This window comes from Candidatus Acidiferrales bacterium (assembly GCA_035515795.1).
Lineage (GTDB): Bacteria > Bacteroidota > Ignavibacteria > Kryptoniales > JAKASW01 > JAKASW01.
The window spans coordinates 1-25040 of the sequence record DATJAY010000029.1 but is presented as its reverse complement, the minus strand read 5'-3'; the positions used below and the strand labels follow the sequence as shown (position 1 = coordinate 25040).

Genomic DNA, 25040 nt, shown 5'->3' with positions numbered 1-25040 from the left:
GTCTGCTTCCGCCTCTTCCACCCACAAATCCGGATTTAGCCGTGAGAATCTCATGAATACAATCTCCTGCAATCCTTGGAGTGACCTCATCAAGTTGCTTCCGGGACGACAACGGATTCTTGATTGAAAAACTTCCAGAGAGATTTACTTGATGGCTGATTTGTACCTGGAACAACATTCCTTGAAGGGAAAACCCTTTATTGCACTTGATTTTCTGGCGCCTGTTGTTTAGGATAACATGTTCGCATATCAGGCAGGGGAACACAATTGCGGCGATTCACGGAGAAGCAAACGGTGAAAACATGTTTAAGTTGAAAAGACATAGACGATTGCTGGACAGGTTTTCATTATCATGAAAATTCAGAACATAATTCTTCACCCTTCAAAGGTGATCTCTTACCTTGCCTGGAGAATCAATTGCCTTTTCCTCACCAGAGTCACTCTCAATGGAGAAATTTATCATAAGTACCGTGGTGAATTGTATCCGGATTACTTGAATCATGGAAATGCTAGATCGTCAATTACCGACCTTGCATTGAAATGGTGTGTGGGAAAAGGCATAGACGTTGGAGCTGACGAGTGGCCCCTGCCGGGCGCGATTCCGATCCAGAATGATCCCAAACAAAACGCATACAAACTCGATTTTCTCGACGACGGATCACTCGATTATGTTTTCAGTTCTCATTGCCTTGAGCATCTCGAGAATTGGCAAGATGCTCTTCGTCTGTGGATTCGGAAACTTAAGCTAGGTGGTATTCTCTTTCTATATCTTCCTCACAAATCGATGAGGCTATGGAATCCTCGCGGACCATGGGTCTCTTCCATGCACAAGTGGAAACCGAGTATCGAAGTCCTGTTACCATTCTTGAAGAGCAATCACATCGAAGTTATCAATTATAATTCTGGTAGAGACGCATACTGGAGCTTTCACATCATTGGCAAGCGAAAGCCTGCTTAATCGCTGTGTCCGGCCGTGAGGATGTCGAGATTTCGCAAACAACAACTGACAGCTTGATTGCAGTTATTGCCCGGCCGGCACATCATGGCACTTGATTTCCTGGCTTGGATTTCTGATTCCAACCACAAATATTTTTTATGCGTGGCCACATTCGTGCGATGATATCTTATGGCAGGCTTTTCCTCCGAACCTAGGTTGGACTGTTTCGAAGAAAATGATTAATTCTCTGTTCATAATTCTCGTAAACTTCGGAGAAGCGGATCAGACTATTGATTGTGTGAAATCCCTGCGCAAAAGCTCGCTCACGGATTTCAATGTAATAATAATAGACAATGGGGGCACATCAGACTCTCGAAAAATCCTTCAGCAGGCGTGCCATGGCGTGGTTGTGTTATCCACGGAACAAAATCTTGGATTCGGCGGTGCAAACAACATGGGAATTGATTACGCACTCCAAAATGGGGCAGACCTTATCCTGCTTCTAAACAACGACACAATAGTGAAAGAAGACACGATCGAAAAATTAGTGGAGACCGCTAAACAAGAACCTGAGGCTGGAATCATTGGAGCAAAAATTCATTACTATGACAAACCAAATACATTATGGTACGCGGGCGGCAGGCTGGATATTGACAGGGGGCTAGGAACTCACATCGGAATCGGCAAAGAGGACGATGGATTGCAACAACATTGCGTTGAGACCGACTTTGTTACAGGCTGCTGTATGCTGATCAAACGCGAGGTCATAGAAAAGATCGGCAAGCTAGACCACAGCTACTTTCTTTACCTTGAAGATGCTGATTATTCGGTAAGGGCAAAACGGGCAGGTTACTCTGTTCTTTACCAACCGGCCGCTGTGTTGTATCACAGGGTTTCAAGCTCGATTCGGTGGGACAGTCCAACTTACGTTTATTTCAACCTGAGAAACAAGATCTTGTTTCTTAGAAAGAACGGAAATCCGAGAAAATGGTTGTTCAATCTGCAATATTTCATTTATTTCTACGGCAGACAATTTGTCAGACTAATTCTCAAACATAAAAACTACAGGGCAGCACGCGCTGCATTTCTCGGGCTAAGAGACGGGCTAATTAATTATACCGGAAGTAATGGCGAAGGGAGTCTTTACAAACTCTAGGAGTAATATGAAACCCTGTGAAAAAACCAACGGCCCAGACTAGGAGATTTTCTTCATATGTATGGTCCGAGATACTATATCAGGGTTCTGTTCTACTTCACCTATGACTTCGCCTTCCTGTTGTGGAGAAAAGTTTCCGAGAAAAAAAGCGGAACTGGCAATCCCGAAAAGCGGCCGGAGATGCTCATTGTGAGACTGGATGCCATCGGAGACTATGTCCTCTTCAGAAATTTCCTGAATTCCATAAGACACAGCAATAGGTTCAGTGGCCATAGAATAACCTTATGCGGAAATGAAGTATGGAAAGACTTGGCCCTGGATCTAGACTCGGGTTCAGTTGATGATTTCATCTGGATAAACCGCAGGGAGTTTAAAAGTTCTCTTTCCTATCGATGGTCCATCTTGTCAGCAATTCGGGCAAAAGACTATGATGTAGTGGTGCAGCCAGTCATGTCGCGAGAATTCTTGTATGGCGACCCGGTCGTCAGACTTGCCAGGGCGCGGGAGAAAATTGGAGCAACCGGGGACACTGTCGCTTCTTCGTTTATAGCCAAGTTCATTTCCGATAGATTTTATCATAAACTGATTCCTTCTCTTCCCCGCACCACGTTTGAGTTTATGAGGAACAAAAGCTTTATTGAAAGTCTTTTGGATGAAACGATTAACGTTGAGCACACCAGCATTCAGTTAACGAGCGGGCCGATGAAGGTTACGCTTCCCCCGACCAATTACATGGTGGTCTTTCCTGGAGCTGGGAGAAAATGGAGAAGGTGGTCCCCGGAGAATTTTGCCTTAGTTGCCCGTCATGGTTGTGAAAAATACAATTTCGGGGTTGCGTTGGCCGGCTCGGGGGCGGACCGCCCGTATACAAACGAAGTCGCGTCAAGACTAAAAGATTTTCAAGTACTGGACTACACCGGCAAACTATCCTTAGTTGAGCTGGCGTGCCTCCTCTCGAGTGCATCACTCGCCCTCGTTAACGATACCGGGGCACTGCATATCGCGGTGGCCGTTGGATGTCCTGTAGTATGCGTGTCAAACGGGAATAGTTACTTGCGGTTCGTGCCGTACCCTGAAACGTGGGGAGTGCCAGCCCGGTTTGTTTTCCATCCTTCCCTCCTACGAAAGATTGAAAGGTCACGAAAACCTTTTTTGCCCTCCTCCGAATGGTCTAAATTGGATATCAACCGAATAGAGCCGCAAAATGTAATTGAAGTTGTGGACGAACTGTTGCAAGTGACGCGAAATAAATGAACGGTTCTCATGTTAATCAAGGCTACATTGAAAAGATGATGGATGACTCAATATGCACCTTCCAGACGAAGATTCTTTCTGAACTGTGCGACGATATGGGTGATACATTGACTAGCGCCGTCTAAACTCACATGAGATACTTTCTAAAAATATTGGGAAAAGTTATCGGCAAATATGCTCTGCCGACGAAACTCGATCGCGTTCGCAGAATTCTTGTGGTTGACCTTAACTACATAGGTGACATGCTCTTCTCGTCACCGGTTTATAAGGCATTGAAAGACAATCTTCCAAATGTGACGGTAGATGCTCTCGTATATCCATTTACTGCAGAAATACTTTCTACTAATCCTTATGTCGACCGTATTCACAGTATACCCAAAACATATTTGCTGCGACAACTGAGCACACTCTTTCGACTCCGAGCCGAGAAGTTCGACTTGGTGCTTCAACTCAACACATCGCTTAGAACAAATTTCCTTATGTGGATTATCGGCGGCAGGTATCGACTCGGTTATGACTATCGCAACAGGGGCTGCTTCAACAATATTCGTGTGTCAATACCGACGCGGACAGCCCAAACGCGTTATCGAATTGATGAATGCGTAGAGCTTTTCGAGCAAGCGTTTGGGTGGAAAATAATTGAGCGTGAGATGATCTTCCCCGTTACGGCCGAATACAAAGAGAGAGTATCAGAATTGCTGCACAAGTGCAATGTATCTGCCTCAGATCTTTTGGTCGGTATTCAATCAAACTGCCGCGAAACGTGGAAGGAGCGGAGATGGGAACAAACAAAGTTTGCCGCGCTAGCAAACGAACTAGTCAATCACTACAAAGCCAAGGTTGTTTTCACAGGTTCTAAGAATGACATTGACTATGTTAACGCCATCATGGAAAAAGTGAAACCGCAAAATGAAGTCATAAGTCTAGTTGGCAAAACCACTTTACTGGAACTGGCCGCATTGTTTCAGCGGATGGATGTCTTCATTTCGGTCAACACCGGCCCGATGCAGATTGCCATTTCACAACGTACACCAACCATCGCTCTGATGGGCGTGACTCCTCCCATCGTCACATACCCCATGAATATTCCGATATTCCAATATGTCTGGACAGGCAGCGAAAGGACAGAAAGTCAACTGAAAGTCGATCCCAAAGATTCGACGCTTATGAAATCAATCGAAGTAAGCGATGTCTTGAAGAAGCTGGATTATCTACTTGAATTACAAAAAAAGAATCGTTTGGACCAAAATATACCGTAACGACATAATAATATGAACGTGTTGGCCCTACACCAGATTTGCGGATGATAAATTTAGCAATTTCATAAGCGGGATAACCGGGGATAGAATCCGCTTCTGCCTGCATCAGCAACATTGGTCCAGGCGCAGACAATATGCAGCGGGACGTATTTTTATAGAATCGAAGCTGGGACGTCCGTGCAAACAAAGAAACTTGTTCTGGTGAAGTGAGTTTTGCGATCCACTTTGGAAATCTTCTCGTTATGAATTTTATAGATATTATTATGAAGGTAACCCCGCTGTCAAAGGCGGGGTTACATGATGAACGAACACATCTTCCGGCCCCTATTATTCATCGATTTCTCGGACGCTCTCGGAGTCCCGATCTTGCCGGGACGAAGTCACCTATTGTCATCCGGTTATTTCACAAGTATCATCTTCTTGACCTGATTGAAACCCTGCGTCGCCAGGCTGTAAAAGTAGACACCGCTAGATAATCCCGAACCATCGAACCTTACCGAATAGTACCCGGCGGGCTTTGTCGTATCCATCAGTGTTTCGACTACTCTTCCGAGAATATCATAGACCCTTAGCAGAACATGCGCGCTTTTCGGCAAGGCGAAATCGATTGTCGTCGATGGATTAAACGGATTCGGATAGTTTTGCGATAGGGAAAACGATGTCGGGATCTCATCAGTCCTTTTGACGTCTGTTAGCCCGATCCTGGTTATTCCATTTTCATTAAAGATAGCCATACCATAGGTGGTACAAATCCACTTGTTGTTATATTTATCAATGCTTGTGGTACCCAGTTGTACGGTTGGCAGACCCGAATTACTCGTGTTGTACACCGTCCAGGTAGTGTCATTATATTTTACAAGGCCTCCATACCAATCGCTTATCCATTTATTACCGTGACTGTCTATCGTTATCCAATTGACATTGTTCGTCGGCAATCCTGAATTACTCGTGTTATACACTGTCCAGTTTGTCCCATCGAACTTAGCTGCGCCTCCGTATTCAGTTCCGATCCACTTATTGCCAGCACTGTCTATCACTACATGATATACAACATTGTCCGGTATTCCGGAATTAATTGTATTATACGTCGTCCAGTGTGTGCCATCAAACTCAACCAGTCCCGCTCCGCTCGTTCCCATCCACATATTCCCATTTCCGTCTGCTACTAGGCCAATCACAGAGTCACTCGGTAGCCCTGAATTGCTCTTGTTATACACAGTCCAGTGCGTCCCATCAAATTTGCAGACTCCTCCTCCATATGTGCTTATCCACACATTCCCACTATCTATTCCTAAACTGCTCGTAGTATCTTCCGATAATCCCGAATTACTCCTATCATAAAACGTCCAATGCGTCCCATCAAACTTGCCAATTCCTCCTCCCAACGTACTTATCCACACATCCCCTTGTGCATCCTTAATAACCCCATCTACTACATTGCTCAAAAGACCGCAGTTACTTGAGTTGTATATCGTCCAACTCGCGCCGTCATACCTCGCCAATCCTCCTCCATAAGTACCAAGCCATCCAACCGCAGAACTGTCCACACAAATTCCCTCAAGCCAGTTGTTTGGTAATCCTGAATTCGTAGCATAGAAATCCACCCATTGCGTTGTCTGCGAAAAGGCACAATCAGACATCATAACAAAAAAGCTAAGAAGCGCGAAGCTCACGGCAACAGCACAATTGACTTTTTTCATTGTAACCGCTCCCTTTCTCCTAATTTTGATTGGAAAAACTTCATCCCAGCACTAACGGAAGCAATCGTGAGAAATTTGTCCAAAAAACATTTCTCATTATTGCTGGGTACAAACCAGTAGTACTGAATGTCGGTGTCACAATAGAAATTCCCTAGACGCGATTAATGTACTTTAGACCAAATAAAAAAGCAACTCTTTCACCTCGCAAAATCTCAATACGCCGCATATTTCTGCGTTCGTTCAATGTTGGAAAATTATTTGGGATGCACCATGACCCCTCAAAGTGATCAGCAATTTAAATGTTTTGTCAATAATTATTAAATTGTGGACACTTGAAAGCAGATGGTGAGAGACAATCCGACGCATGGAACATTGAAGATACACGGTCGAACCGCGGCCATGACAACCTTTATATCGATCTTATGACTACATCATGCTTGAGGTGCCTTGACTTCGGGAGCAAAAGAACTGAGTTCGAGAGAAAGCCATTCGCATAGCATAAGCTTATCGAAAGTCAAAGGCGCCCGATGAAAACCATAGCCTTCCTAAAGAACCCATTCGGAAGAACTCTGTGTGGAAAGAAAAGATGAGATACGAGCCAATTAAAGAAAAGATAGGATCGGCGATAGGCACCAATCACACGATGAGGAAATTATACTATTTTGGGCTCGGTATTATGCTGTTGCGATCATGGCACGTCAAAAGAGAGATCAGGAGAATATTTAAAACAGATGGCTTCACGGACGTCCTCGACGCCGGGTGCGGACCCGGAGAATATTCATACTATCTTGCAAAAAAATTTAGTGCCAAGGTCACGGGTGTCGATATCATTCAATCCGAGGTTGACAGGTGCAATCGTTTTGCTCAAGATCAGAAATTGTCAAATGCAAAATTTGTCGTCGCCGACCTGTCATCAAACGCCTTACCGGGAATGTTCGATTATAAATTCGACTTGATAGTTTCCGTCGATGTAATGGAACATATCAAAGACGATGCGGCGGTTTTCAAGAATTTCTCCTCGGTCTTGCGCGAAGGAGGCAAAGTGATAATTTCTACTCCGTCGGCCGGCACAAACCACGGAGAGGAACATTCCACAAACTTGGAGTCTGAGAGTTTTATCGATGAACATTTCAGGGACGGATATTCGCCGCAGGATATCTCGGAAAAACTCAAGGCCGCTAATCTCAAGGTTGAAAGAATCATTTTTACTTACGGATTCGGAGGGAATATTTACTGGAAGCTCGTAATGAAGGCACCTATAACCCTTCTGAACAAATCGAGCGTTTATTTTCTTCTTCTTCCGTTTTATTACATTATCACATTTCCTGTCTCGCTCCTTTTCATGGCGCTCGACTATTTCCTTCCCCCAAAAGGCGGCGGCGGCTTATTGGTTGTGGCGTGCAAAGCACACGAAGGTGAAAAGATAAAAGTTTGAGTAGCCAGCGCACTCTGTCGATAGCGATATCAATGATTAAAATGAGGTGACACCACCCCTTCCATCGGAGAAAAAGCAAAATGGCACAAAAAGACAAAAGGCAAAGACTCAACAAGGCATCTATTGCTCAGGAAAAATCACTGCTCCCTGAAAGATACGAAACACCATTTTTCATAATTCTGATTCTCGTTCTGCTCGTCGTGTTTTTCAATAAGGCTTTCTTCGAAGGGAAGGTGTTCGTCAGCCCGGACGTCATTTCACCAATGAGCTTCCAGACCTACCTGCAGGAGGCAAGCAATGAGCACATCTTCCCGCTCTGGATACCTTATGTTTTCAGCGGAATGCCTTCGTTCGCGAGCCTCATGATAGCGGGAACGCGCGCATACGACCTCACGAACTATCTTTTCGGCGAGATAATAAGGACACTCTCCATCGCGACCGGCAATATTGATGTTGCATGGGCGGTGCTCTTCTATTTCTTCTTTGGTACCGGAGTTTTTGTTTTACTGAGGCGATTGGGAATCGGAAAGTTCGCGGCTTTCTTTGCCGCCACCGCAACAGTTTTCACTATGAACATCATAATTTGGATCATGGTGGGACATGGCACGAAAATAATAACCATCTCGTTCTTTCCGTACATCTTTATCTTCATCATTGAACTTTCGAAAAAATTCAGATGGTCTTACTTTATCGCTCTCATCATCGCAATTCACCTGATGCTCGAAGGCTCGCATGTCCAGATGATATACTATACACTTTTGACTTTAGGCTTGTATTACCTATATAATTTTGTGGTGTCTCTCTTCAAAAAAGAAAATCTGCGGAGTCTCACGAGAAATGCCGCCATCCTTATTGCGGCAGGAGTTATCGCGTTTGCAATGTCTTCGGATAAGTACATGTCGATACTCGAGTACAGTAAATATTCCATCCGCGGCTCCCAGCCGATTGTTCAGACCTCGAACGAAGCCGCTCAAAGTGGAGCCGGGCTCAGCTATGATTACGCTACCAGCTGGTCGTTCAGTCCGGGAGAGTTGACAACATTCTTCGTGCCTTCGTTTTACGGGTTCGGCGACTACACTTATAATGGTCCACTTTCCAGCAACCAGGATGTGAGAGTCAACACGTATTTCGGGCAGATGCCATTTACGGTTGCCCCTGAATACATGGGAGTGATCACGATAATTCTCGCGATAATCGGGTTTGTGGCGAACAGGAAGAACAGGTTCGTCCAGTTTTCACTCTTCACCATAATTGTGACTTTGCTTCTTTCTTTTGGAAATACATTTTCGGTCCTTTTCGACTTGATGTTTTATCACTTCCCTTATTTCAACCGCTTCCGATCTCCAAGCATGATACTGGTACTGGTGCAGATATTTATCCCGATCCTTGCGGCTTACGGAATCGATTCGATGATCAAAGCAAGAGAGAATGCGGACAAACAGTTTGCAAGGAGAATTTTTATTTCGGGAAGCGTCTTCGCCGGACTTTTACTCTTGAGCCTCACATTGAACGGCAGCATCAAAGACTTTTATTACGGCATAATCGATTCCAGCCGCAAGGTATCGCAGCAGGCGTATCCAATTCTGTTCGATAACATGGTGAGTGACCTTTATGTTTCGCTGCTGATCTGCACTGCCACGTGCGGCATAATCTATTTGTACTTAACGGGAAAGCTGAAAACGGTGACTGCCTTGGGGGCACTGACCCTCGTCCTGCTTGTCGATCTCTGGCGAGTGGATGCAAAACCGATGGAGTACAGCGACAAGGCCGGATTGGAACAGCAGTTTACAAAACCCGATTTTGTGTCATTTATCCAGCGCGACACTACGCTGTACAGGGTCATTCAATTCCATAACTTTCAACCGGAGTATTCAAACACGCTGGCCTACTTCCAGCTGCAGAATGCCTATGGATATACCGGAGCAAAGCTAAGGAATTACCAGGACATGATGGACGTGGCGGGAATAACAAATCCGAATGTCCTGCGCTTGCTCGGGGTAAAATACGTCATCTCCGACAAACCGGACAGTTTATTAGGACGAATCGTATTTCATGGTTCGCAATTTGTTCTGCAAAATGACAATGCATTACCGCGGGCGTTCTTTGTCAATAACTGCAAAGTCGCCTCCGCACTCACGACCCTCCAGTCGCTGCGTGACGGGACATTCGATCCGTCAAAAACGGTTTACCTCCAAACTGACCCGCATATTCAAATTGATGCGCCCGGCACGGATGCGAGAGTAAGATTTTCAGATTATGAATTGCAGTCCATGGCAATGCAGGTAAATGCCACCGGAAACAATTTCCTTGTGTTGAGCGAAATTTACTATCCGAAAGGGTGGGAAGCCACGATTGATGGCGAGCCGGCGGAAATTTATCAGAGCGATTATTTCTTGAGAGGAATATTGATCCCGAGGGGGAATCACACGGTGAGTCTGGTTTTCCATCCGACAATTTATTACGCCGGACGCAGTGTAAGCCTCGTGACAAATATTGTATTGGTTCTCGGATTGGTGGGGACCGGTTTCACGCTTCTATTAAGGAAGAGGAAGAAGACCCCGGCAGAGGCCCGATAGACGAACGATTAGGCAGGTTAGATCACAGACACGAGATCGCCGCGGCAGGCTATTAAAAAAGGGATCACCGCCTGACGTCTCCATGATCTTTTAGAGACAGCCGCTGGGAGCCGATTACTACATTTCGGTTTCCCTGCATCACTTTGCTAATTCCTCGATTGCACTTACGAGATTGTCCCAAGAGTAATATTTCTTCTGCTCCGCGACGGCCTCGGAAAATTTCAAACCCAGATTCTCCTGAAAAAATTTTGCTATCGCATCCGATAATTCGTCCGCAGAATTCGGCCGTACCACGATACCCGTCTTCCCATTCAAAACGACCTCCGCTAGTCCGCCGACGTTCGTCGTTATCGCGGGCCTATTGAAATTGTACGCTATCTGTACGATTCCGCTCTGTGTTGCGTCGACATATGGCAGGACCACGACGTCCGAAGCCGAAAAATATTTCGCTACTTCGTCGTTCGGAACATAATCGCCGATCACCACCACATTATCTTTTAAGCCGAGCTCCACAATCTGGCGGATATAATTTCTTTTGTCGTCGTAAAATTCACCGACCACCAGAAGTTTCACGTTTATTCTCCCCAGAACTTTCTTCATTGCGTCCAGTAAAACATTAAGCCCCTTGTATTTCCGGATATATCCGAAGAAAAGTGCCACATTCTCATTCTCGCGGATCCCCATTTTGCGTCTCGCTTCCGCTTTCTCAATCGGCTTGCCGAATATTTCATACACGGGATGCGGAACAAATTTATATTTGGGGGATGTAACCAACGAAAGTAAATCCCGTTCCACCGACTTCGACTGCACTACAAAAGAGTCCCCCTTCTTGAAAAGCCACGAAGTGAGTGCTTTATCAAGCGGCATACGTTCATGAGGAATTACATTATCACAAATGAATAGCACCTTGCATCCCGACTTTCTCTTAGCCACTTTCGCAATGACGCCGAATGCAGGTGCAAAAAAAGGCATCCAGTATTTGAAAATTATCAAATCTGGCTTTGACTTTGCCACAATTTTGCCCGCTCTGTACCATGTTAATGGATTCAGCGTATCGATAACCTGAATGCCCGGCACCGCAGCGCTATCGGTCACTTTCCCACGGACCGGATCCTCTACCTGCGATTTCCCGGGGAACAAAAATTTCGGATATTGCCTTTTAAATGTGACGACCGAGACTTCGTGATGTTTGGATAGATACCGGCATAAGAGAGAAACATAGTGCGCGATTCCACCACGGAGAGGATACGCAGTGCCAATGATTACGATTTTCATATTATCGCGAACGAATCACCACAGATACTTGATGTTGCTTTGCGGCAGATACGCTATCACAATTTCAGCACCTCGGCGACAGCATCTATGACTTTCTCGCAAGGCAAATGGTCGAGGCAAAAATAGTCTTTGTTAACGCACGTTGGCTGAAAGAAACACTTGCACTCTCTGTCCGGCTCCACGATTTTTCCGAGTCCATATAATTCAAATTCGTGCTTGTTGAATATATTGTTTATCAAGACAATTTTTTTGCTAAGTCCTATAGCTATGTGCATTCCCATGGTGACGCCCGTAACGACTAGATCGACCTGGTCGACAAGATTTATGAACCGCCTTAACGGATGGTACCCGAAATATTTCGCACCGCTTTTCGCCGCTATGCTTTTGTTTCGCGCATCTTCCTGCTCACCGCCGAGGAGTAAAACGCCATATCCTTTTGACTTCAGTGTCTTCGCCACTCGTGACCAATTGTCTTCACTCCACAAACGACTCGTCCATCTTCCGCCGCACCCTGTGTTCAAACCGATTACCGGACGCGGCAAACTCAGATCCCATTTGTAGCCTTCGGTATTGAAATTAGAGAGTAGATACTTCTCCCCTCCAAAAGTGAGCCCGCAAAGTTCGAATATCTCTTCAAGGTAGGTTTTTGTGTTTGCCTTATTGACATCATCGAAGAGACCGGTCAAATATTTCGGGTAAGAGAAATCATCGGCAGGATAAGTCTTTCCGTCATGGAGAACGAAACCTCGTTTCACTCTTGCTTTCACTCGATTTGCAAGAGCCGCGGCTTCGTAATCTTTATCCAGGCTGAAGAGAAAATCAAATTCCGTCTCTTCGATTTGAAGCAGAGAGGACGCTTCGAACTTCAACTTGCGGTCCACTTCATCGGGAAGAAATTCAGGCGCGTGCGTTATCCACCATATTTCGGCCTGAGGATGAAGTGATTTTATTTTTCTTAGCAGAGGAGTAGTACGAATTACGTCTCCGAGAGCCCCTAATTTTATGATCAATAACCGCTCGCGCACCGGATCGTAGTAATCGCAGCCGGCACAATGAACCCCGTATAGTTTGTGAGGCTTGCAAGGAATGTGGCCGCGATAATGACGGCAGTCAGTATTTACGAATAACTTTTCTACTGGAGACATTGTTCCAAATGAATGGAAGATTTTGAATCCTAAATTTGCTGCTCAATTAATTGCGGAAATTATGCACGGTTATCATGCGTCAGAAACTCGCGTAACTCGGGATCTAACGTCCAGAATTGATAATTTTCAGTTGAATACTTTTTCTTTGATCGAGTATTCTTCGCTAACATTGGTTCGCGTAACCATCTCACCGAGCAGCCCGATAGACACGAACTGAATCCCCACGATAATCAGGACAATTCCGACAGTGAACAGCGGACGGTTGCTGATCGCGGTCTTCCCCATCAGCCACTCTATCGTCAACTCGAGATCAATTGCAAATCCCAAAAGAGAGGTCAGCAAACCCATCACTCCAAAAAAATGAAGGGGACGTTTGCTGTATCGAGTGGTGAAGAGAACCGTAATCAGATCGAGAAGCCCGTGCCAAAACCTGTTCAGTCCAAATTTAGTTTTGCCATATTTGCGCGGATGATGGATCACCGGAATTTCTGCGATTCTATACCCTGCCCATTGAGCCATGACCGGCAAGAATCTGTGCATCTCACCATAGACCTTTATATCCTGCACTACTTCGCGTTTGTAAGCTTTCAGCCCGGAGTTGAAGTCACGAAGTCTTATGCCGGTAAGAAGCGATGTCGTAAAATTAAAAAACCTGGATGGAATCGTTTTTGAAATGGGATCATGCCGCTTTCTTTTCCAACCATTTACAAGATCATATCCGCTTTCTAATTTTTCTACGAGATGCGGTATCTCATTCGGATCATCCTGGAGATCCGCATCCATCGTAACAATAATTCGGCCGAGAGAGTGTTGAAATCCTACCGACAGCGCGGCGGACTTGCCATAATTTTTACGAAAACTTATGAACTTGTACCGGCGGTTTTTCCGGTGTATGTCTTTCAAAACTCTTAAGGAATTGTCCGTCGAGCCGTCATCGACAAAAATCACCTCATAAGTATAGTTCATCCGGTCAAGTGCATCTCTGATTGATAGTGAAAGCGGCATCAACGATTGTTCCTCGTTATATAGGGGAACTACGATTGAAATATCGATCCTTCTCGGCGGCCTGTCCCGCTCAGGCATATTTCCGTGTTGACGGACTTTGAATTCATTTGTTTTTTGGTAGCTGTCACTCATTTTGCGATCTTTCTTTCAAAATAGCCCTGCGGGGTCAAAGATGCAACGAACCGGATTTGGCAGAGGAATAATGATATCGTCGTTTTGAATTAAAAAGTTGTGATAAAAAGCACATAGTGGGTGGAAATACCGGCGACAAAACGAATGAAACCTTGATTGATTGAATATTTGGCTTTAAATTTGATCAAATAAAAAGTTGAGAACTCTAATTGCTTGTTTAGTCTTCTATTAGACGGAGTTCACATTCTGAATGCAAACAATCGAAATAAAAGGTTGAAGTGGAAATGGGCAAGTTTCTGAAAATCATCGGTTTGATTTTTCTGCCGATTGCTGCTCTCGTTTTCGTTTTTGCTCTTGTTAATGGTGGTTCGGGCAAATCCGGCAGGAATTTTTTCATAAAAGAATACGACGAACAAAATATTTACGGATAATAGTAGTCCTTCCGACTAACCTCTGATCAAAACTGCAATCATTTTCCTGCGCTCACTAATGACTCGGCGTATTGCGGGCGCGGTTTGCCTTTAAGCATAGAGAGCCACTTCACTTCCCTGAAGAGCGCCGGGAATTTCATCTTCAAGCCATCAACGTAAGTATACATCACAGGCACAAGTATCAAAGTCAACAATGTTGAGCTGATCAAAGCGCCGATAACAATTATCGCCATACTCTGTCGAAGGTCCGAACCCGCACCCAGTCCAAGCGCAAGCGGCAGCATTCCAAGAACCATAGTCGCAGTCGTCATAATAATCGGACGCAACCTCGTCGGTCCAGCTTCCAGGATCGCATCGATCATTCTGTAACCGCGCGAACGAAGTGTGTTCGTATAATCCACTAATAAGATCGCATTTTTCGTCACGAGTCCCATCGACATGATCAATCCTATCATCGAAAAAGTGTTCAGGGTCTGTCCTGTCAGGAAAAGTGCCACGAACCCGCCGACCAGCGCGACGGGTAGTGAAAACATTATTGTGAACGGATGCGCATAAGATTCAAACAACGAGACCATGATCATATAGACAAAGAGAACCGCCATTCCCAAAGCAAGCATCATGTCCCGGAACATGTCCGACATGTTTTCGTTATCACCGCCGAAGAACACCCTGATTCGCGGTGGAAGGTTCAACGAAGCGATGCCGGCCTGTATGTCGCGCGTCGCATCGCCCAAACTTCTGGAACCCGTCAGGTTGCCAAGAATTGTGACCAATCGTTCTCGATCTTTTCTGTCAATCTCGACAGGGCCATTTCCACTGATTACATCTGCAATTTGATTGAGATAAATCTGTCTCCCGGTTCTTGTCATCAGGGTGAGAGTTCCCAGATCTGAGGCTTGATTTCTGTCCCGTTCGGCGAGCTGCAATCTTACATCATAGTCCGTTCCGTTGTCGCTATATTTCGTAATAACATTTCCCTGAACAGCAGTCTGGAGTACCGCTGCCACGTCGCCAAGTGTCAGTCCAAATGAAGCCGCCTTTTCGCGGTCCACAACCACCTGTAATTCCGGTCGCGCGTTTTCCCATGTGCTTTTGACGTCGGTAACTCCATCCGTCTTCGCCATGACATCCGATATCTGTTGGGAGGCTGCCACTACTTCCGAAAGGTCAGCACCCTGAATTTCCACTTCCAGAGGCGAGTAATTGGCGGTGCCCCACATTCCAATTACGCTTGCCCTTCCTGCTACTCCCGGATAATTGTCCGCAATGCTTTTGACGAAAGCCATCTCTTGCCCGGTGCTGACTTTGCGTTTCCACGAAGGTACAAGTCTAATTTGAATTTGTCCTAAGTTCGGGGTCGTGGACTTGGAAAACATTTGTTCCGACATACCGACCGTGCTGAAGTATTGCTCTATGTTAGGATCCTTCTTCAACTGATTTTCGATCGCAGCGATAGTGGCGTCGGTCTTCTCAATTGGAGTTCCAACCGGCATCTCGATGATCAGCGCAAACTCTCCTCTGTCCGCTTGCGTCATGAATTCGGAACCAATCAGGTGGAGTGGAAGCGGGAGCAGACTGATAAGCAAGGCAGCCCCGCTGATCGCCAGCACGGTTTTTCTCTTTCCCAGCGCCCAGTCGAGAAGCTTTCTATATCCAGCATCAAGACGTTTCTGGAAGTTCTCAAACCAAATTATGAACCTGCCGACAAAAGTAATCTGGTCATAATTAGTGAGTTTCGACCATTTCGAGGCAAGCATCGGAGTCAATGTAAATGATACGAACAACGAGATTAAAGTTGAAACGACGATGGTCAACCCGAACTCTCTGAAAATTTTTCCAACGAGTCCGCCAACCATTGCAATCGGAAGAAACACAACAACGTCGACAAGAGTAATGGCAATTGCCGCAAATCCAATCTCGCTCCGTCCATTTATCGCAGCAGTCTTCTTGTTCTCGCCCTTCTCCATGTGCCTGTGAATATTCTCGAGAACGACTATGGAATCATCGACAAGAATTCCAATCACAAGCGCCAAACCCATAGTGGAAACAAGATTGATCGTGAACCCCATTGCGTACATGAATACAAATGTGCTGACGAGAGACGTCGGTATCGACAGCAGGACAATCAGAGAATTGCGCACCGAATGCAGAAAGAGGAAAAGCGTAATCGCGACCATCAGTATCGCCAGGCCGAGATCTCTCTTCACCTCGCTTATCGAGTTCCTTGTGAACGAGGTGATATCCTGTGCAACTGTGAATTTCAGACTTCGGTCCGAGTATACCTTCTCAAGATTCTTCAGCTCCTTTTGCACACCATCGCTAGTCTGAACAGAATTTGCATCAGACGTTTTCTGGATAATCAAGCCGATAGCGGACATGCCAGCAATTCTGCTGAACGTCTGATCAGTTTTTTTATAGGTGTCTTTCACATCTGCAATGTCGCTCAAATGAACTACACCCTGAGAAGTCGATGCGATCACCATGTTTCGTAGTTGGTCGAGGGTTTGAAATTTTCCAGAGAGCCTGACCGTAAACTCGCGGTTATCGTCAGTGATAGTTCCGGCAGGAAAATCCAGATTGTCGGCTCCCAACGCCTGGGCTACCTGCATCAGTGAAATATTATACGCTCTGAGTCGAGAGTTCTCGACCTCTACCCTGATTTCACGCTGTTTTCCGCCGACCAAATTAATTGTCGCTACCCCAGGTACCTGTTCAAGTGCAGGCTGTACGCGGTCCTTTATGAATTGATACAGCACCGTTGGTTCCATGGATGCCTCGGCGGAAACTCTCACTATCGGGAATGAGTTGAGATCAGCTTTTTGAATCTTTGGAGCTTCCGCTTCTTTTGGCAGTGTCGCCCGGATCATGTCCACATTTCTCTGTACATCGTTCACAGCGGTATTCAGATCCGTGCTGAATCCAAACTGCACGACAACAATTGAAACATTCTCTCTCGAATAAGAGCGAATATTGTCTATGTTATTGAGTGAACTTAATCCATCTTCGAGAGGTTTGGAGATATCGTTCTCCACTTCCTTTGGACCTGCTCCCGGATAAACGGTTACCACGGTGACAATGGGCCAGTCGGTTTTCGGCAGGAGGTCTACACCCATCTGATTGTAAGAATATATTCCGAGCACCGCCAACGCAACGAACACCATTGTAATGAAAGCGGGTCTTTTTATTGCAATTTCCGTAAGTCTCATTGTGACTCAACTCCCTAGCTGCAGTGTGAAAATCTTTCAGTTCTCCACATTGTACTTAACCTTTGTGCCATCCTTCAGATTCTGTTGGCCAAAACTCACGACCAGATCCTCACAAGTCAACCCGGATAAAACTTCGACAACGGAATCATTTCGCCGTCCCAGGGTAACGTGTTTCAATGAAGCAACAGAATCTTTCACGGCAAATACCGCCGGAGAATTCCCGTTCGACTCAATTATTGCAACGGCCGGGATGACAAGCGATGCTACGCCTCCATCAGATGTCGCGATCTCAGCCTTGGCAAACATTCCGCTTTTCAGTGACCTGTTGCGGTCGTTCAGCAGTTCGATTTCGGCCTGAAAAGTTCTCGTCTGAGGATCGGCTTTAAGGGCAATCGTCTTTATCGTTCCTGAAAAAATTAGATTTGGAACTGCATCCGAAGTTACCTGTACATCACTGCCAGGTTTCACAAAAGATACGTAATTTTCCGGGATGCCTACTTTTAACTTCATGCGGCTATCATCGACAACGGTGGCTACTTTAGTACCCGGCGTTATCATCTGGCCGACCACCACGAATTTTTGCGCGAGTCTGCCGGCAATCGGGGTCCTCAAGAATGTATTATCATAATTTTTCTGTGCGAGCTTCAACTGCGCCAATGCAGCTTTTGCTCCAACCTCCGCATTCTCAAACTGCGTTTCCGAAACCGCGTTCTGAGTGAACAAATTTCTTACGCGTTTTAAGTCTGCTGCTGCCTTGTCACTGTTTATATGTGCCGCCTCCACTGCAATTTCCTGCAGATCGTTTTCTACTTCAGCGACACTGGAATTTACAGAGACATATGCTTCGATCTCGGCATTGATCTTTGTAATCTTACCACTTGTCTCTGAAATAATATCAGTCTCATGGACACCTTCAAGAGCTCCCGTGACGTTAATTTTGTTTGTAACAGAGCCGGGTTCCGCTTTTGAGACGGTCACAGCAATTGTTGAAGACCCGGCGTCTCCATCCACCATCGCGTGCGAGCGAAGCCTGAGCACAATTATTGTTCCAATAAGAAGCACCGATATCACGACAACCAGAATTGATCTTCGCGATTTCATTTTCACTTATCCCCCTTTACAGGATTTAAAGTTCTTCTAGTCTTTTTAGAGACTCTGTTAAGCACGACATTTCGGGAATCATGGCCCACGAGAAAATTCATTAAGAAGTCCATTCCTTTTTTATATAGCAAATCATAGTCAACCCCGTGCAACACAGAATCCTTATTGATGTGCTCGATATCGTGCATAGCTGCTGCACGCATTTTCAAATTGAGAATGCCGCTTAGAGAAACCCAAAAAAGAATCACAGCTTCATAAGGAGTCAGATCAGTTCGAAATGTACCAGCATCGATTCCCTTTTGCACGAACTTCGAAACATAACTCAACACCTTATCGCTCATCCTCTCGAGCTCGGACAGCACACCTGGCGACACTTGCTCATTTACTGCGGGGTTCTCTACCACAGCCAGCATCTTGAAAAGATAAGATTGTTCATCGCTGAACTTCTGATAGGCAACACCAAAATGGACAAGGGCACTTTGAGGATCCGATTCATCAGGATCCGTATCCTCAAAGACTTTCAGCAGCATGGAAAGGCCTTTAGTCATCAAAGAAAAGTAAAGGTCCTCCTTGCTCGCGAAGTATAAATATATTGTTCCTTTACTTACTTCCGCTCTTTCGGCGATTTCATCAAGCGTAGTCGCTCTAAGACCCTTTTCGAAGAACACCTCCTCCGAAGCTTTCAAGATAAGGTCTCTCCGCATTTGCTTCTCGCGCTCTTTGCGCTCGTGTATTCCCATAAATTCTCCAGACTTGAAGTAATTCACGACTACTGACTGATAGTCAGTTTATACACCTAAGATAATCGACTAGATTCGAGTAAATCAAGTGTAACTACGTTAAATGGAACGGTAAAGTTTCGAAAGGGTTGGATTTGTTCATTCGTGTCAATAATTTTGTTCTAATTATTCAAATAGGAGCCAGCCCAGATGTTCAAATACAATTCCCTTTTAATCGTGACAGGTCTGATCTTTCCCGCGATGCTCGCTTACGGACAAACAAGTAGAAACATCGAGACCCAGTTTTTGGGTATCCCAAATCCCGACAGCTGCAGGAAAAATCTTTTTATTCTCACTCAGCAGCCTCACATCGCCGGGAGTCCGGACGACAGCGAGCTTGCGGTATTTGTAAACAATCGCTTCAAAGAATATGGGATCAACTCCCGGATTCTCACTTATTATGTCTATCTCCCTTATCCGAAGTCCCAGGAGCTTGAGATGACCGCACCGGAAGAGTTCAAATTCGATTTAGAGGAAAAAGGATGGTCATGGGACAAAGACAGCTATAATTCGAATGCGGTGCTTCCTTTCAATGCATACTCACCGAATGGAGATCTCTCAGGACAAATTATTTACGCCAATTACGGTTTGCCGGAGGATTACGATTATCTGGAAAAATTGGGAATATCTTTTAAGGGCAAAATAATGCTCGTGAGGTACGGAAAAAGTTTTCGTGGGATAAAAGTAAAAGTGGCGGAGGAGCACGGCGCGGCTGGAGTAATCATATATTCCGACCCGCAAGACGATGGCTACGATCTAGGGGACATATATCCGCGCGGGCCGATGCGTCCATGGGATGCAGTACAGCGGGGCAGCATACAGGACCTGACGGTCTACCCTGGAGATCCGCTCACCCCCGGCTATGCATCCACAAAGGATGCCAGGAGAATTCCCCTTGCCGATGTCACCGACCTTCCGCACATTCCATGTCTTCCGATTTCATACGGCAATGCCGATAAAATTCTCAGCAATCTTGCGGGATCCGTCGTGCCACACGATTGGCAAGGTGGCTTACCATTCGCTTATCATATCGGACCAGGCCCGGCAGAAGTCAAGATGAAAATTGAGATGGACTACGCGATCAGACCGATATGGGACGTGATTGGAACGATCGAGGGGCAGAAATATCCCGATGAGAAAGTAATCATCGGAAATCACCGCGACGCTTGGGTGTTCGGAGCAGTCGACCCGAACAGCGGAACGGCGTCGATGCTTGAAACTGCACGCGGGTTTGGACAACTTCTGAAGGAAGGCTGGAAACCGGAGAGATCAATAACGCTATGCTCATGGGACGGTGAGGAATACGGACTAATCGGCTCCACCGAGTGGGGAGAGCAAAACGAAGATGAACTCGCAAAAGACGCGGTGGTGTACATAAACATTGACGCACCTGTCAGCGGGATTAATTTCGGCGCGAACGCAGTCCCATCGCTTGACCGATTTATCATGGACATCACAAAAAGTGTTAGTGACCCAAAGACGCAAAAGAGTGTGTTTGATGCCTGGTACATCAGTCAGAACAAATCGTATTTCGAAAAGCATGATGCCGTCCCTGACACAGCGATGACGACACTTGGTAGGCTCGGCAGCGGGTCGGACTTTACGGTTTTCCTGGATCATATCGGGGTCCCATCATTCGATTTTGGCTTCGGAGGTCCCTACGGTGTCTATCATTCAGCACTCGACAATTTCTATTGGATGGAACACTGGGGAGACCCGACGTTTCAATACCATGCGACCGTAGCAAAGCTTCTAGGCGTTGCTGCCATCCGACTCGCCGACGACTCTCTGTTGCCGTTCAGCTACTCCGATTATGCAAAACAGATTCAAAAGTATGTTCATGAGCTTAGTAAGAAGGCTGATGAAGAAGAGAATCTTAAGTCTGTGGATTTCAAAGCGACTATAGATGCGGCTCTCGAATTTGAGAAGGCTGCGGACAACGCAGACTCCCTTCTCGCCATCCGAAAGTTGAACAACTACTCGAAAATAAATTCATCCATGATGGAGGTGGAGCGCACCTTTACAGACAAAGAAGGTTTGCCACAGAGTCCGTGGTTCAAGCATCAGATCTATGCACCGGGGTCTTACACGGGTTACGCGAGTCAGCCGTTGCCGGGGGTCTCACGTGCTATTGAGAAAAAAGACGCGGAAAAACTAAAAGAAGAATTGAGCATTCTCGATGACGTACTAAAAAATGCAACTCTGATCGAGGACCGGATCGCAAGGGAAACAAGCGAGTGACTCATTCAGGCCAACCGGAGGATTAAACTGCTGCAGGCTTACAACGGATTTATCAAAGACGAATTGTTTTTTGACTTCATTAAATCCGAGGGCTCGATAAAATAGAGGCGCATCTTTTCTCTTAATGTTCGTTCGAACCCTGATATTTTTCTGCTCCATCATTCTTCCCCATTCCTCAGCCTGTTGGACAAGACTCCGTCCGATGCCCTTACCTCGAGCAGCTTTGTCAACCACAAGCCCGGTGATCTCGGCACACCTGCCGGACTCAATCGTTTGACTGCTTGCCGCCTGGAGCCATCCGAGAATTTTGCCGTCAAAATCAGCCGAGTAGACCGCACTATGACCGTCCTTCAAAGCTTCGTTCAACCGCAATTCCACTTCTTCACTTGACGTTTTATACCCTAACTGAGCGCAGAGACCTGCAATAGATTCCGCATCCTTTGCCCTGGCAACTCGAATCATCCTGTCCTCTCCTTTCCCTTTTGTGGCAATAACAATACAACATCATCTACGATATAGGTTTGTCTATCAAAAGATAGCCACTGGACATCTTAGTGCAAACCAGGGCGCCGGATCCAAATAGCGAAGATCGGCGCTAAGATGAATTCGCCTTCCTATCTTGAGGACTTAATGATTATATTTTATTTCTCAAAACCAAATGAGATTTGTTAAACGCTAGTAACATAACCATACAGTTCGGAGATCGGTACCTCTTTCGCGATGTGTCGTTCACTATCGGCGCACATGACCGGATCGGATTAGTCGGACCAAATGGAGCCGGGAAGTCTACACTTTTGAAGATTATCGCTTCGATTTCCGAACCTGACACTGGTTCTATCAATAAAGCCCACTATGTGAACGTCGGTTACCTGCCCCAAGAAGGCATCGCATCATCTGGCAAAACTCTTTACGCGGAAGCGGAGACTGCCTTCGAGGATGTGTTATTGGTTCGACAAGAGCTGGAGGAAGCACAGGCCCGACTTAGTGAACTAGACCCTGCCTCTGAAGAATATTTTGATACCCTTGAGGTGCTCGGTGAACTCCAGCATAAGTTTGAAGACCTTGACGCGTTTCGAATGAAATCGAAGATTGAACAGGTATTGGTCGGGCTGGGTTTCTCGTCGGAAGATTTTCAACGTCAGACGGATGAGTTCAGCGGCGGCTGGCAAATGCGAATAGAGATGGCAAAGCTTCTTCTTAAGGAGCCGTCGGTACTCCTCCTCGACGAGCCGACTAATCATTTGGACATTGAGACACTTCAGTGGCTCGAAGAAAAGCTCACCTCATACAACGGCGCAGTTGTCCTTGTGTCGCATGACAGGGCTTTTTTAGATAATCTCACAAAACGGACGTGGGCACTAAGTCTCGGGAGACTGGAAGAATACTCCGGCAATTATTCATTCTACGAAAAAGAAAAGGAAATCCGCCGAGAACAGAAGTTGAATGCGTACAAGAACCAGCAGCAGCAGATAAAGCAGACACAGCAATTCATTGAGCGATTCAGATACAAGGCGACGAAAGCGCGCCAAGTGCAGAGCCGGTTAAAGCAATTAGAGAAGATCGATCTCATCGAAATCGAAGACACTGAAGAGGAAATACACTTCCATTTTCCTCCAGCTCGGCAGAGCGGAAGCGTTGTCATCGAGGTCAAAGATGTCCACAAAAACTACGGCGAGAAAAAAGTTTTCAACGGGCTGAGCTTTACAATTGAACGTGGTGACCGAATTGCGGTCGTCGGAGTGAACGGGGCAGGTAAATCTACTTTCGTGAGAATGCTGGCTGGAGTTGAGCCATTTGATTCCGGTGAAATCAAAGCCGGATATAATGTCATCACCTCGTACTTCGGGCAACATCAGGCTGAAGAATTGGATCTTTCAAGCGATGCATTGGGAGTTGTTGACAGTGTAGCGACCGGAGAAATACGGACGAAGTTGCGGACTATACTCGGCGCTTTTCTATTTCATGGCGACGACGTTTTCAAGAAAGTTTCAGTTTTATCCGGCGGAGAAAAGAGCAGACTTGCACTCGCAAAGATGCTTTTGCAGCCCGCGAACTTTCTAATCATGGACGAGCCCACGAATCATCTCGATATGAAATCGAAGAAAGTACTGCAGGATGCCCTGAAAGAATTCGAAGGGACTTACATTATTGTGTCTCACGACCGGGCTTTCCTGGATCCAATCGTTAATAAAGTCGCAGAGTTCAGTCATGGGAAAGTAAGAGTCTTCCCTGGAAATGTGAGCGACTATCTCCATAAAAGGAAATCACGCGAAGCGGGATCTCGACATACAAATTTTTGGACGGGACAAGAGGCAGAGAAGTCAGAAGCAAGAAGAGTTGAAGAAGGCGAAACGGGAAACGGTAGCGATCAAAATGCCGAGTTGTCTAGTAAGGAACGGCGCCGAACTGAAGCGAAGAGAAGAAATGAGCTATCGAAAAGGTTGCAGCCTCTGAAAGAAGAATTGAAAGTGGTCGAAGAGGAAATATCACGGATGGAGAATCGAAGAAAAGAAATCGAGACAATGATGGCAGATCCAGAGTTTTACAAACATGGTGATGAAGCAAAGAAGATTTCCGTTGAGTACAAAGAGCTTGAAGTAAAGCTGGAAGACAAATATTTCCGGTGGGGAAAATTGACGGAAGAGATTGAAAGGATAAGTTTTCCCTCATAAAAGTCTATTACATTTTCGTTCTGAACAAAAACAAGAAACCCCGTTCATTTGAACGGGGTTTCTAAAATACTCCCGGCAACGACCTACTCTCCCGGACAGTTACCCATCGAGTACCATCGGCTCTGAGGGGCTTAACTGCCGTGTTCGGAATGGGAACGGGTGTTTCCCCCTCGATATAGTTACCGGAAAAAATCTCCGCGAAGCGCGGGATTTGCTTCGCAAACTTGTGACAATCGGGAAGTCCTACATGATGGTACACCATGCAGGAGAACTAAAAGCATTTCTCATTTGTATCTGGCGTCTCTCTAATCTCAATAAAAGATTAGGTTAAGTCTCACGACCTATTAGTACTGCTCGGCTGAACACATTACTGTGCTTACACCTGCAGCCTATCAACCTTGTAATCTTCAAGGGGTCTTAAGTTCTCCGCCTTGCGGCGGAAAAAGGGAAACCTCATCTTAGGGTGGGTTTCGCGCTTAGATGCTTTCAGCGCTTATCCCTTCCGGACATAGCTACCCAGCCGTGCCGCTGGCGCGACAACTGGTACACTATGGGTCCGTTCACTCCGGTCCTCTCGTACTAAGAGCGACACCCTTCAAGTTTCCTACGCCCGCATCAGATAGGGACCGAACTGTCTCACGACGTTCTGAACCCAGCTCACGTACCGCTTTAATTGGCGAACAGCCAAACCCTTGGGACCTCCTACAGCCCCAGGATGCGATGAGCCGACATCGAG

General features: G+C 46.0%; 17 protein-coding genes and 2 rRNA genes. 9 read left to right on the top strand and 10 right to left on the bottom strand.

Annotated features, from left to right (window positions below; genetic code table 11):
- Positions 1-352 precede the first annotated feature (352 nt).
- The 4 genes from VLX91_12225 (at position 353) to VLX91_12210 (ending at position 4606) form a co-directional block, all read left to right on the top strand.
- Positions 353-958 (top strand): methyltransferase domain-containing protein, encoded by a 606-nt coding sequence (locus VLX91_12225; protein HUI30972.1) that lies wholly within the window; start codon positions 353-355, stop codon positions 956-958.
- Positions 959-1172: 214 nt separating this feature from the next.
- A complete protein-coding gene (locus VLX91_12220; GenBank protein HUI30971.1) occupies positions 1173-2093 on the top strand; it encodes a glycosyltransferase family 2 protein in 921 nt (306 codons plus the stop codon).
- Positions 2094-2150: 57 nt separating this feature from the next.
- Positions 2151-3347 carry a glycosyltransferase family 9 protein gene (locus tag VLX91_12215; GenBank protein ID HUI30970.1) on the top strand — a complete coding sequence of 399 codons (1197 nt, stop codon included), beginning with the start codon at positions 2151-2153 and terminating at the stop codon, positions 3345-3347.
- A 131-nt stretch (positions 3348-3478) separates the two neighbouring features.
- On the top strand, positions 3479-4606 hold the full coding sequence (locus VLX91_12210; GenBank protein ID HUI30969.1) for a glycosyltransferase family 9 protein: 1128 nt from the start codon (positions 3479-3481) through the stop codon (positions 4604-4606).
- 398 nt (positions 4607-5004) lie between these two features.
- Here VLX91_12210 and VLX91_12205 read toward each other — a convergent pair whose 3' ends face one another.
- Positions 5005-6306 carry a two-component regulator propeller domain-containing protein gene (locus VLX91_12205; GenBank protein HUI30968.1) on the bottom strand — a complete coding sequence of 434 codons (1302 nt, stop codon included), beginning with the start codon at positions 6304-6306 and terminating at the stop codon, positions 5005-5007.
- Between the two features lie 586 nt (positions 6307-6892).
- On the opposite strand from VLX91_12205, the gene VLX91_12200 reads away from it, so the two are divergent.
- Together VLX91_12200 and VLX91_12195 are read left to right on the top strand one after the other, a co-directional pair.
- Positions 6893-7741: a class I SAM-dependent methyltransferase gene (locus VLX91_12200; protein HUI30967.1), complete on the top strand. Its 849-nt coding sequence runs from the start codon at positions 6893-6895 to the stop codon at positions 7739-7741.
- Between the two features lie 80 nt (positions 7742-7821).
- Positions 7822-10317 (top strand): YfhO family protein, encoded by a 2496-nt coding sequence (locus VLX91_12195; protein HUI30966.1) that lies wholly within the window; start codon positions 7822-7824, stop codon positions 10315-10317.
- A 138-nt stretch (positions 10318-10455) separates the two neighbouring features.
- Here VLX91_12195 and VLX91_12190 read toward each other — a convergent pair whose 3' ends face one another.
- The 3 genes from VLX91_12190 to VLX91_12180 all read right to left on the bottom strand — a co-directional run bounded on the left by VLX91_12190 (position 10456) and on the right by VLX91_12180 (position 13874).
- Positions 10456-11592, bottom strand: a complete 1137-nt coding sequence (locus tag VLX91_12190; protein HUI30965.1) for a glycosyltransferase — start codon at positions 11590-11592, stop codon at positions 10456-10458.
- 56 nt (positions 11593-11648) lie between these two features.
- A complete protein-coding gene (locus VLX91_12185; GenBank protein ID HUI30964.1) occupies positions 11649-12737 on the bottom strand; it encodes a glycosyltransferase family 9 protein in 1089 nt (362 codons plus the stop codon).
- A 126-nt stretch (positions 12738-12863) separates the two neighbouring features.
- Entirely contained in the window at positions 12864-13874 is a 1011-nt protein-coding gene (locus VLX91_12180; GenBank protein ID HUI30963.1) for a glycosyltransferase family 2 protein, read from the bottom strand.
- 284 nt (positions 13875-14158) lie between these two features.
- Here VLX91_12180 and VLX91_12175 point away from each other — a divergent pair, with 284 nt between their 5' ends.
- A complete protein-coding gene (locus VLX91_12175) occupies positions 14159-14305 on the top strand; it encodes a hypothetical protein (GenBank protein ID HUI30962.1) in 147 nt (48 codons plus the stop codon).
- A 38-nt stretch (positions 14306-14343) separates the two neighbouring features.
- Here the strand turns inward: VLX91_12175 and VLX91_12170 are convergent, their stop codons facing one another.
- Genes VLX91_12170 through VLX91_12160 form a run of 3 tightly spaced genes read right to left on the bottom strand, consistent with a single transcriptional unit; the run spans position 14344 to position 19352 of the window.
- Entirely contained in the window at positions 14344-17511 is a 3168-nt protein-coding gene (locus VLX91_12170) for an efflux RND transporter permease subunit (GenBank protein ID HUI30961.1), read from the bottom strand.
- A gap of 36 nt (positions 17512-17547) precedes the next feature.
- The gene (locus VLX91_12165; GenBank protein ID HUI30960.1) at positions 17548-18612 is read right to left on the bottom strand and encodes an efflux RND transporter periplasmic adaptor subunit; all 1065 of its coding nucleotides are present in this window, start codon (positions 18610-18612) and stop codon (positions 17548-17550) included.
- 2 nt (positions 18613-18614) lie between these two features.
- Positions 18615-19352: a TetR/AcrR family transcriptional regulator gene (locus tag VLX91_12160; GenBank protein ID HUI30959.1), complete on the bottom strand. Its 738-nt coding sequence runs from the start codon at positions 19350-19352 to the stop codon at positions 18615-18617.
- A gap of 189 nt (positions 19353-19541) precedes the next feature.
- Here VLX91_12160 and VLX91_12155 point away from each other — a divergent pair, with 189 nt between their 5' ends.
- Positions 19542-21632, top strand: a complete 2091-nt coding sequence (locus VLX91_12155) for a M28 family metallopeptidase (GenBank protein ID HUI30958.1) — start codon at positions 19542-19544, stop codon at positions 21630-21632.
- Here the strand turns inward: VLX91_12155 and VLX91_12150 are convergent.
- Positions 21579-22094 carry a GNAT family N-acetyltransferase gene (locus VLX91_12150; protein HUI30957.1) on the bottom strand — a complete coding sequence of 172 codons (516 nt, stop codon included), beginning with the start codon at positions 22092-22094 and terminating at the stop codon, positions 21579-21581. The two genes, VLX91_12155 and VLX91_12150, sit on opposite strands and share 54 nt — an antisense overlap.
- 203 nt (positions 22095-22297) lie before the next feature.
- On the opposite strand from VLX91_12150, the gene VLX91_12145 reads away from it, so the two are divergent.
- Positions 22298-24304 (top strand): ATP-binding cassette domain-containing protein, encoded by a 2007-nt coding sequence (locus VLX91_12145; GenBank protein ID HUI30956.1) that lies wholly within the window; start codon positions 22298-22300, stop codon positions 24302-24304.
- Between the two features lie 70 nt (positions 24305-24374).
- Here the strand turns inward: VLX91_12145 and rrf are convergent.
- Together rrf and VLX91_12135 are read right to left on the bottom strand one after the other, a co-directional pair.
- Positions 24375-24491 (bottom strand): 5S ribosomal RNA (gene rrf / locus VLX91_12140).
- Positions 24492-24627: 136 nt separating this feature from the next.
- Positions 24628-25040: ribosomal RNA gene (locus tag VLX91_12135) — 23S ribosomal RNA — on the bottom strand; the annotation flags it as partial.

What these genes read in the sequence shown, in the direction of transcription:
- VLX91_12225 (HUI30972.1), top strand. Translation starts at nt 353, where the DNA reads ATGAAAATTCAGAACATAATTCTTCACCCTTCAAAGGTGATCTCTTAC.
- VLX91_12220 (HUI30971.1), top strand. Translation starts at nt 1,173, where the DNA reads ATGATTAATTCTCTGTTCATAATTCTCGTAAACTTCGGAGAAGCGGAT.
- VLX91_12215 (HUI30970.1), top strand. Translation starts at nt 2,151, where the DNA reads ATGTATGGTCCGAGATACTATATCAGGGTTCTGTTCTACTTCACCTAT.
- VLX91_12210 (HUI30969.1), top strand. Translation starts at nt 3,479, where the DNA reads ATGAGATACTTTCTAAAAATATTGGGAAAAGTTATCGGCAAATATGCT.
- VLX91_12205 (HUI30968.1), bottom strand. Translation starts at nt 6,306, where the DNA reads ATGAAAAAAGTCAATTGTGCTGTTGCCGTGAGCTTCGCGCTTCTTAGC.
- VLX91_12200 (HUI30967.1), top strand. Translation starts at nt 6,893, where the DNA reads ATGAGATACGAGCCAATTAAAGAAAAGATAGGATCGGCGATAGGCACC.
- VLX91_12195 (HUI30966.1), top strand. Translation starts at nt 7,822, where the DNA reads ATGGCACAAAAAGACAAAAGGCAAAGACTCAACAAGGCATCTATTGCT.
- VLX91_12190 (HUI30965.1), bottom strand. Translation starts at nt 11,592, where the DNA reads ATGAAAATCGTAATCATTGGCACTGCGTATCCTCTCCGTGGTGGAATC.
- VLX91_12185 (HUI30964.1), bottom strand. Translation starts at nt 12,737, where the DNA reads ATGTCTCCAGTAGAAAAGTTATTCGTAAATACTGACTGCCGTCATTAT.
- VLX91_12180 (HUI30963.1), bottom strand. Translation starts at nt 13,874, where the DNA reads ATGAGTGACAGCTACCAAAAAACAAATGAATTCAAAGTCCGTCAACAC.
- VLX91_12175 (HUI30962.1), top strand. Translation starts at nt 14,159, where the DNA reads ATGGGCAAGTTTCTGAAAATCATCGGTTTGATTTTTCTGCCGATTGCT.
- VLX91_12170 (HUI30961.1), bottom strand. Translation starts at nt 17,511, where the DNA reads ATGAGACTTACGGAAATTGCAATAAAAAGACCCGCTTTCATTACAATG.
- VLX91_12165 (HUI30960.1), bottom strand. Translation starts at nt 18,612, where the DNA reads ATGAAATCGCGAAGATCAATTCTGGTTGTCGTGATATCGGTGCTTCTT.
- VLX91_12160 (HUI30959.1), bottom strand. Translation starts at nt 19,352, where the DNA reads ATGGGAATACACGAGCGCAAAGAGCGCGAGAAGCAAATGCGGAGAGAC.
- VLX91_12155 (HUI30958.1), top strand. Translation starts at nt 19,542, where the DNA reads ATGTTCAAATACAATTCCCTTTTAATCGTGACAGGTCTGATCTTTCCC.
- VLX91_12150 (HUI30957.1), bottom strand. Translation starts at nt 22,094, where the DNA reads ATGATTCGAGTTGCCAGGGCAAAGGATGCGGAATCTATTGCAGGTCTC.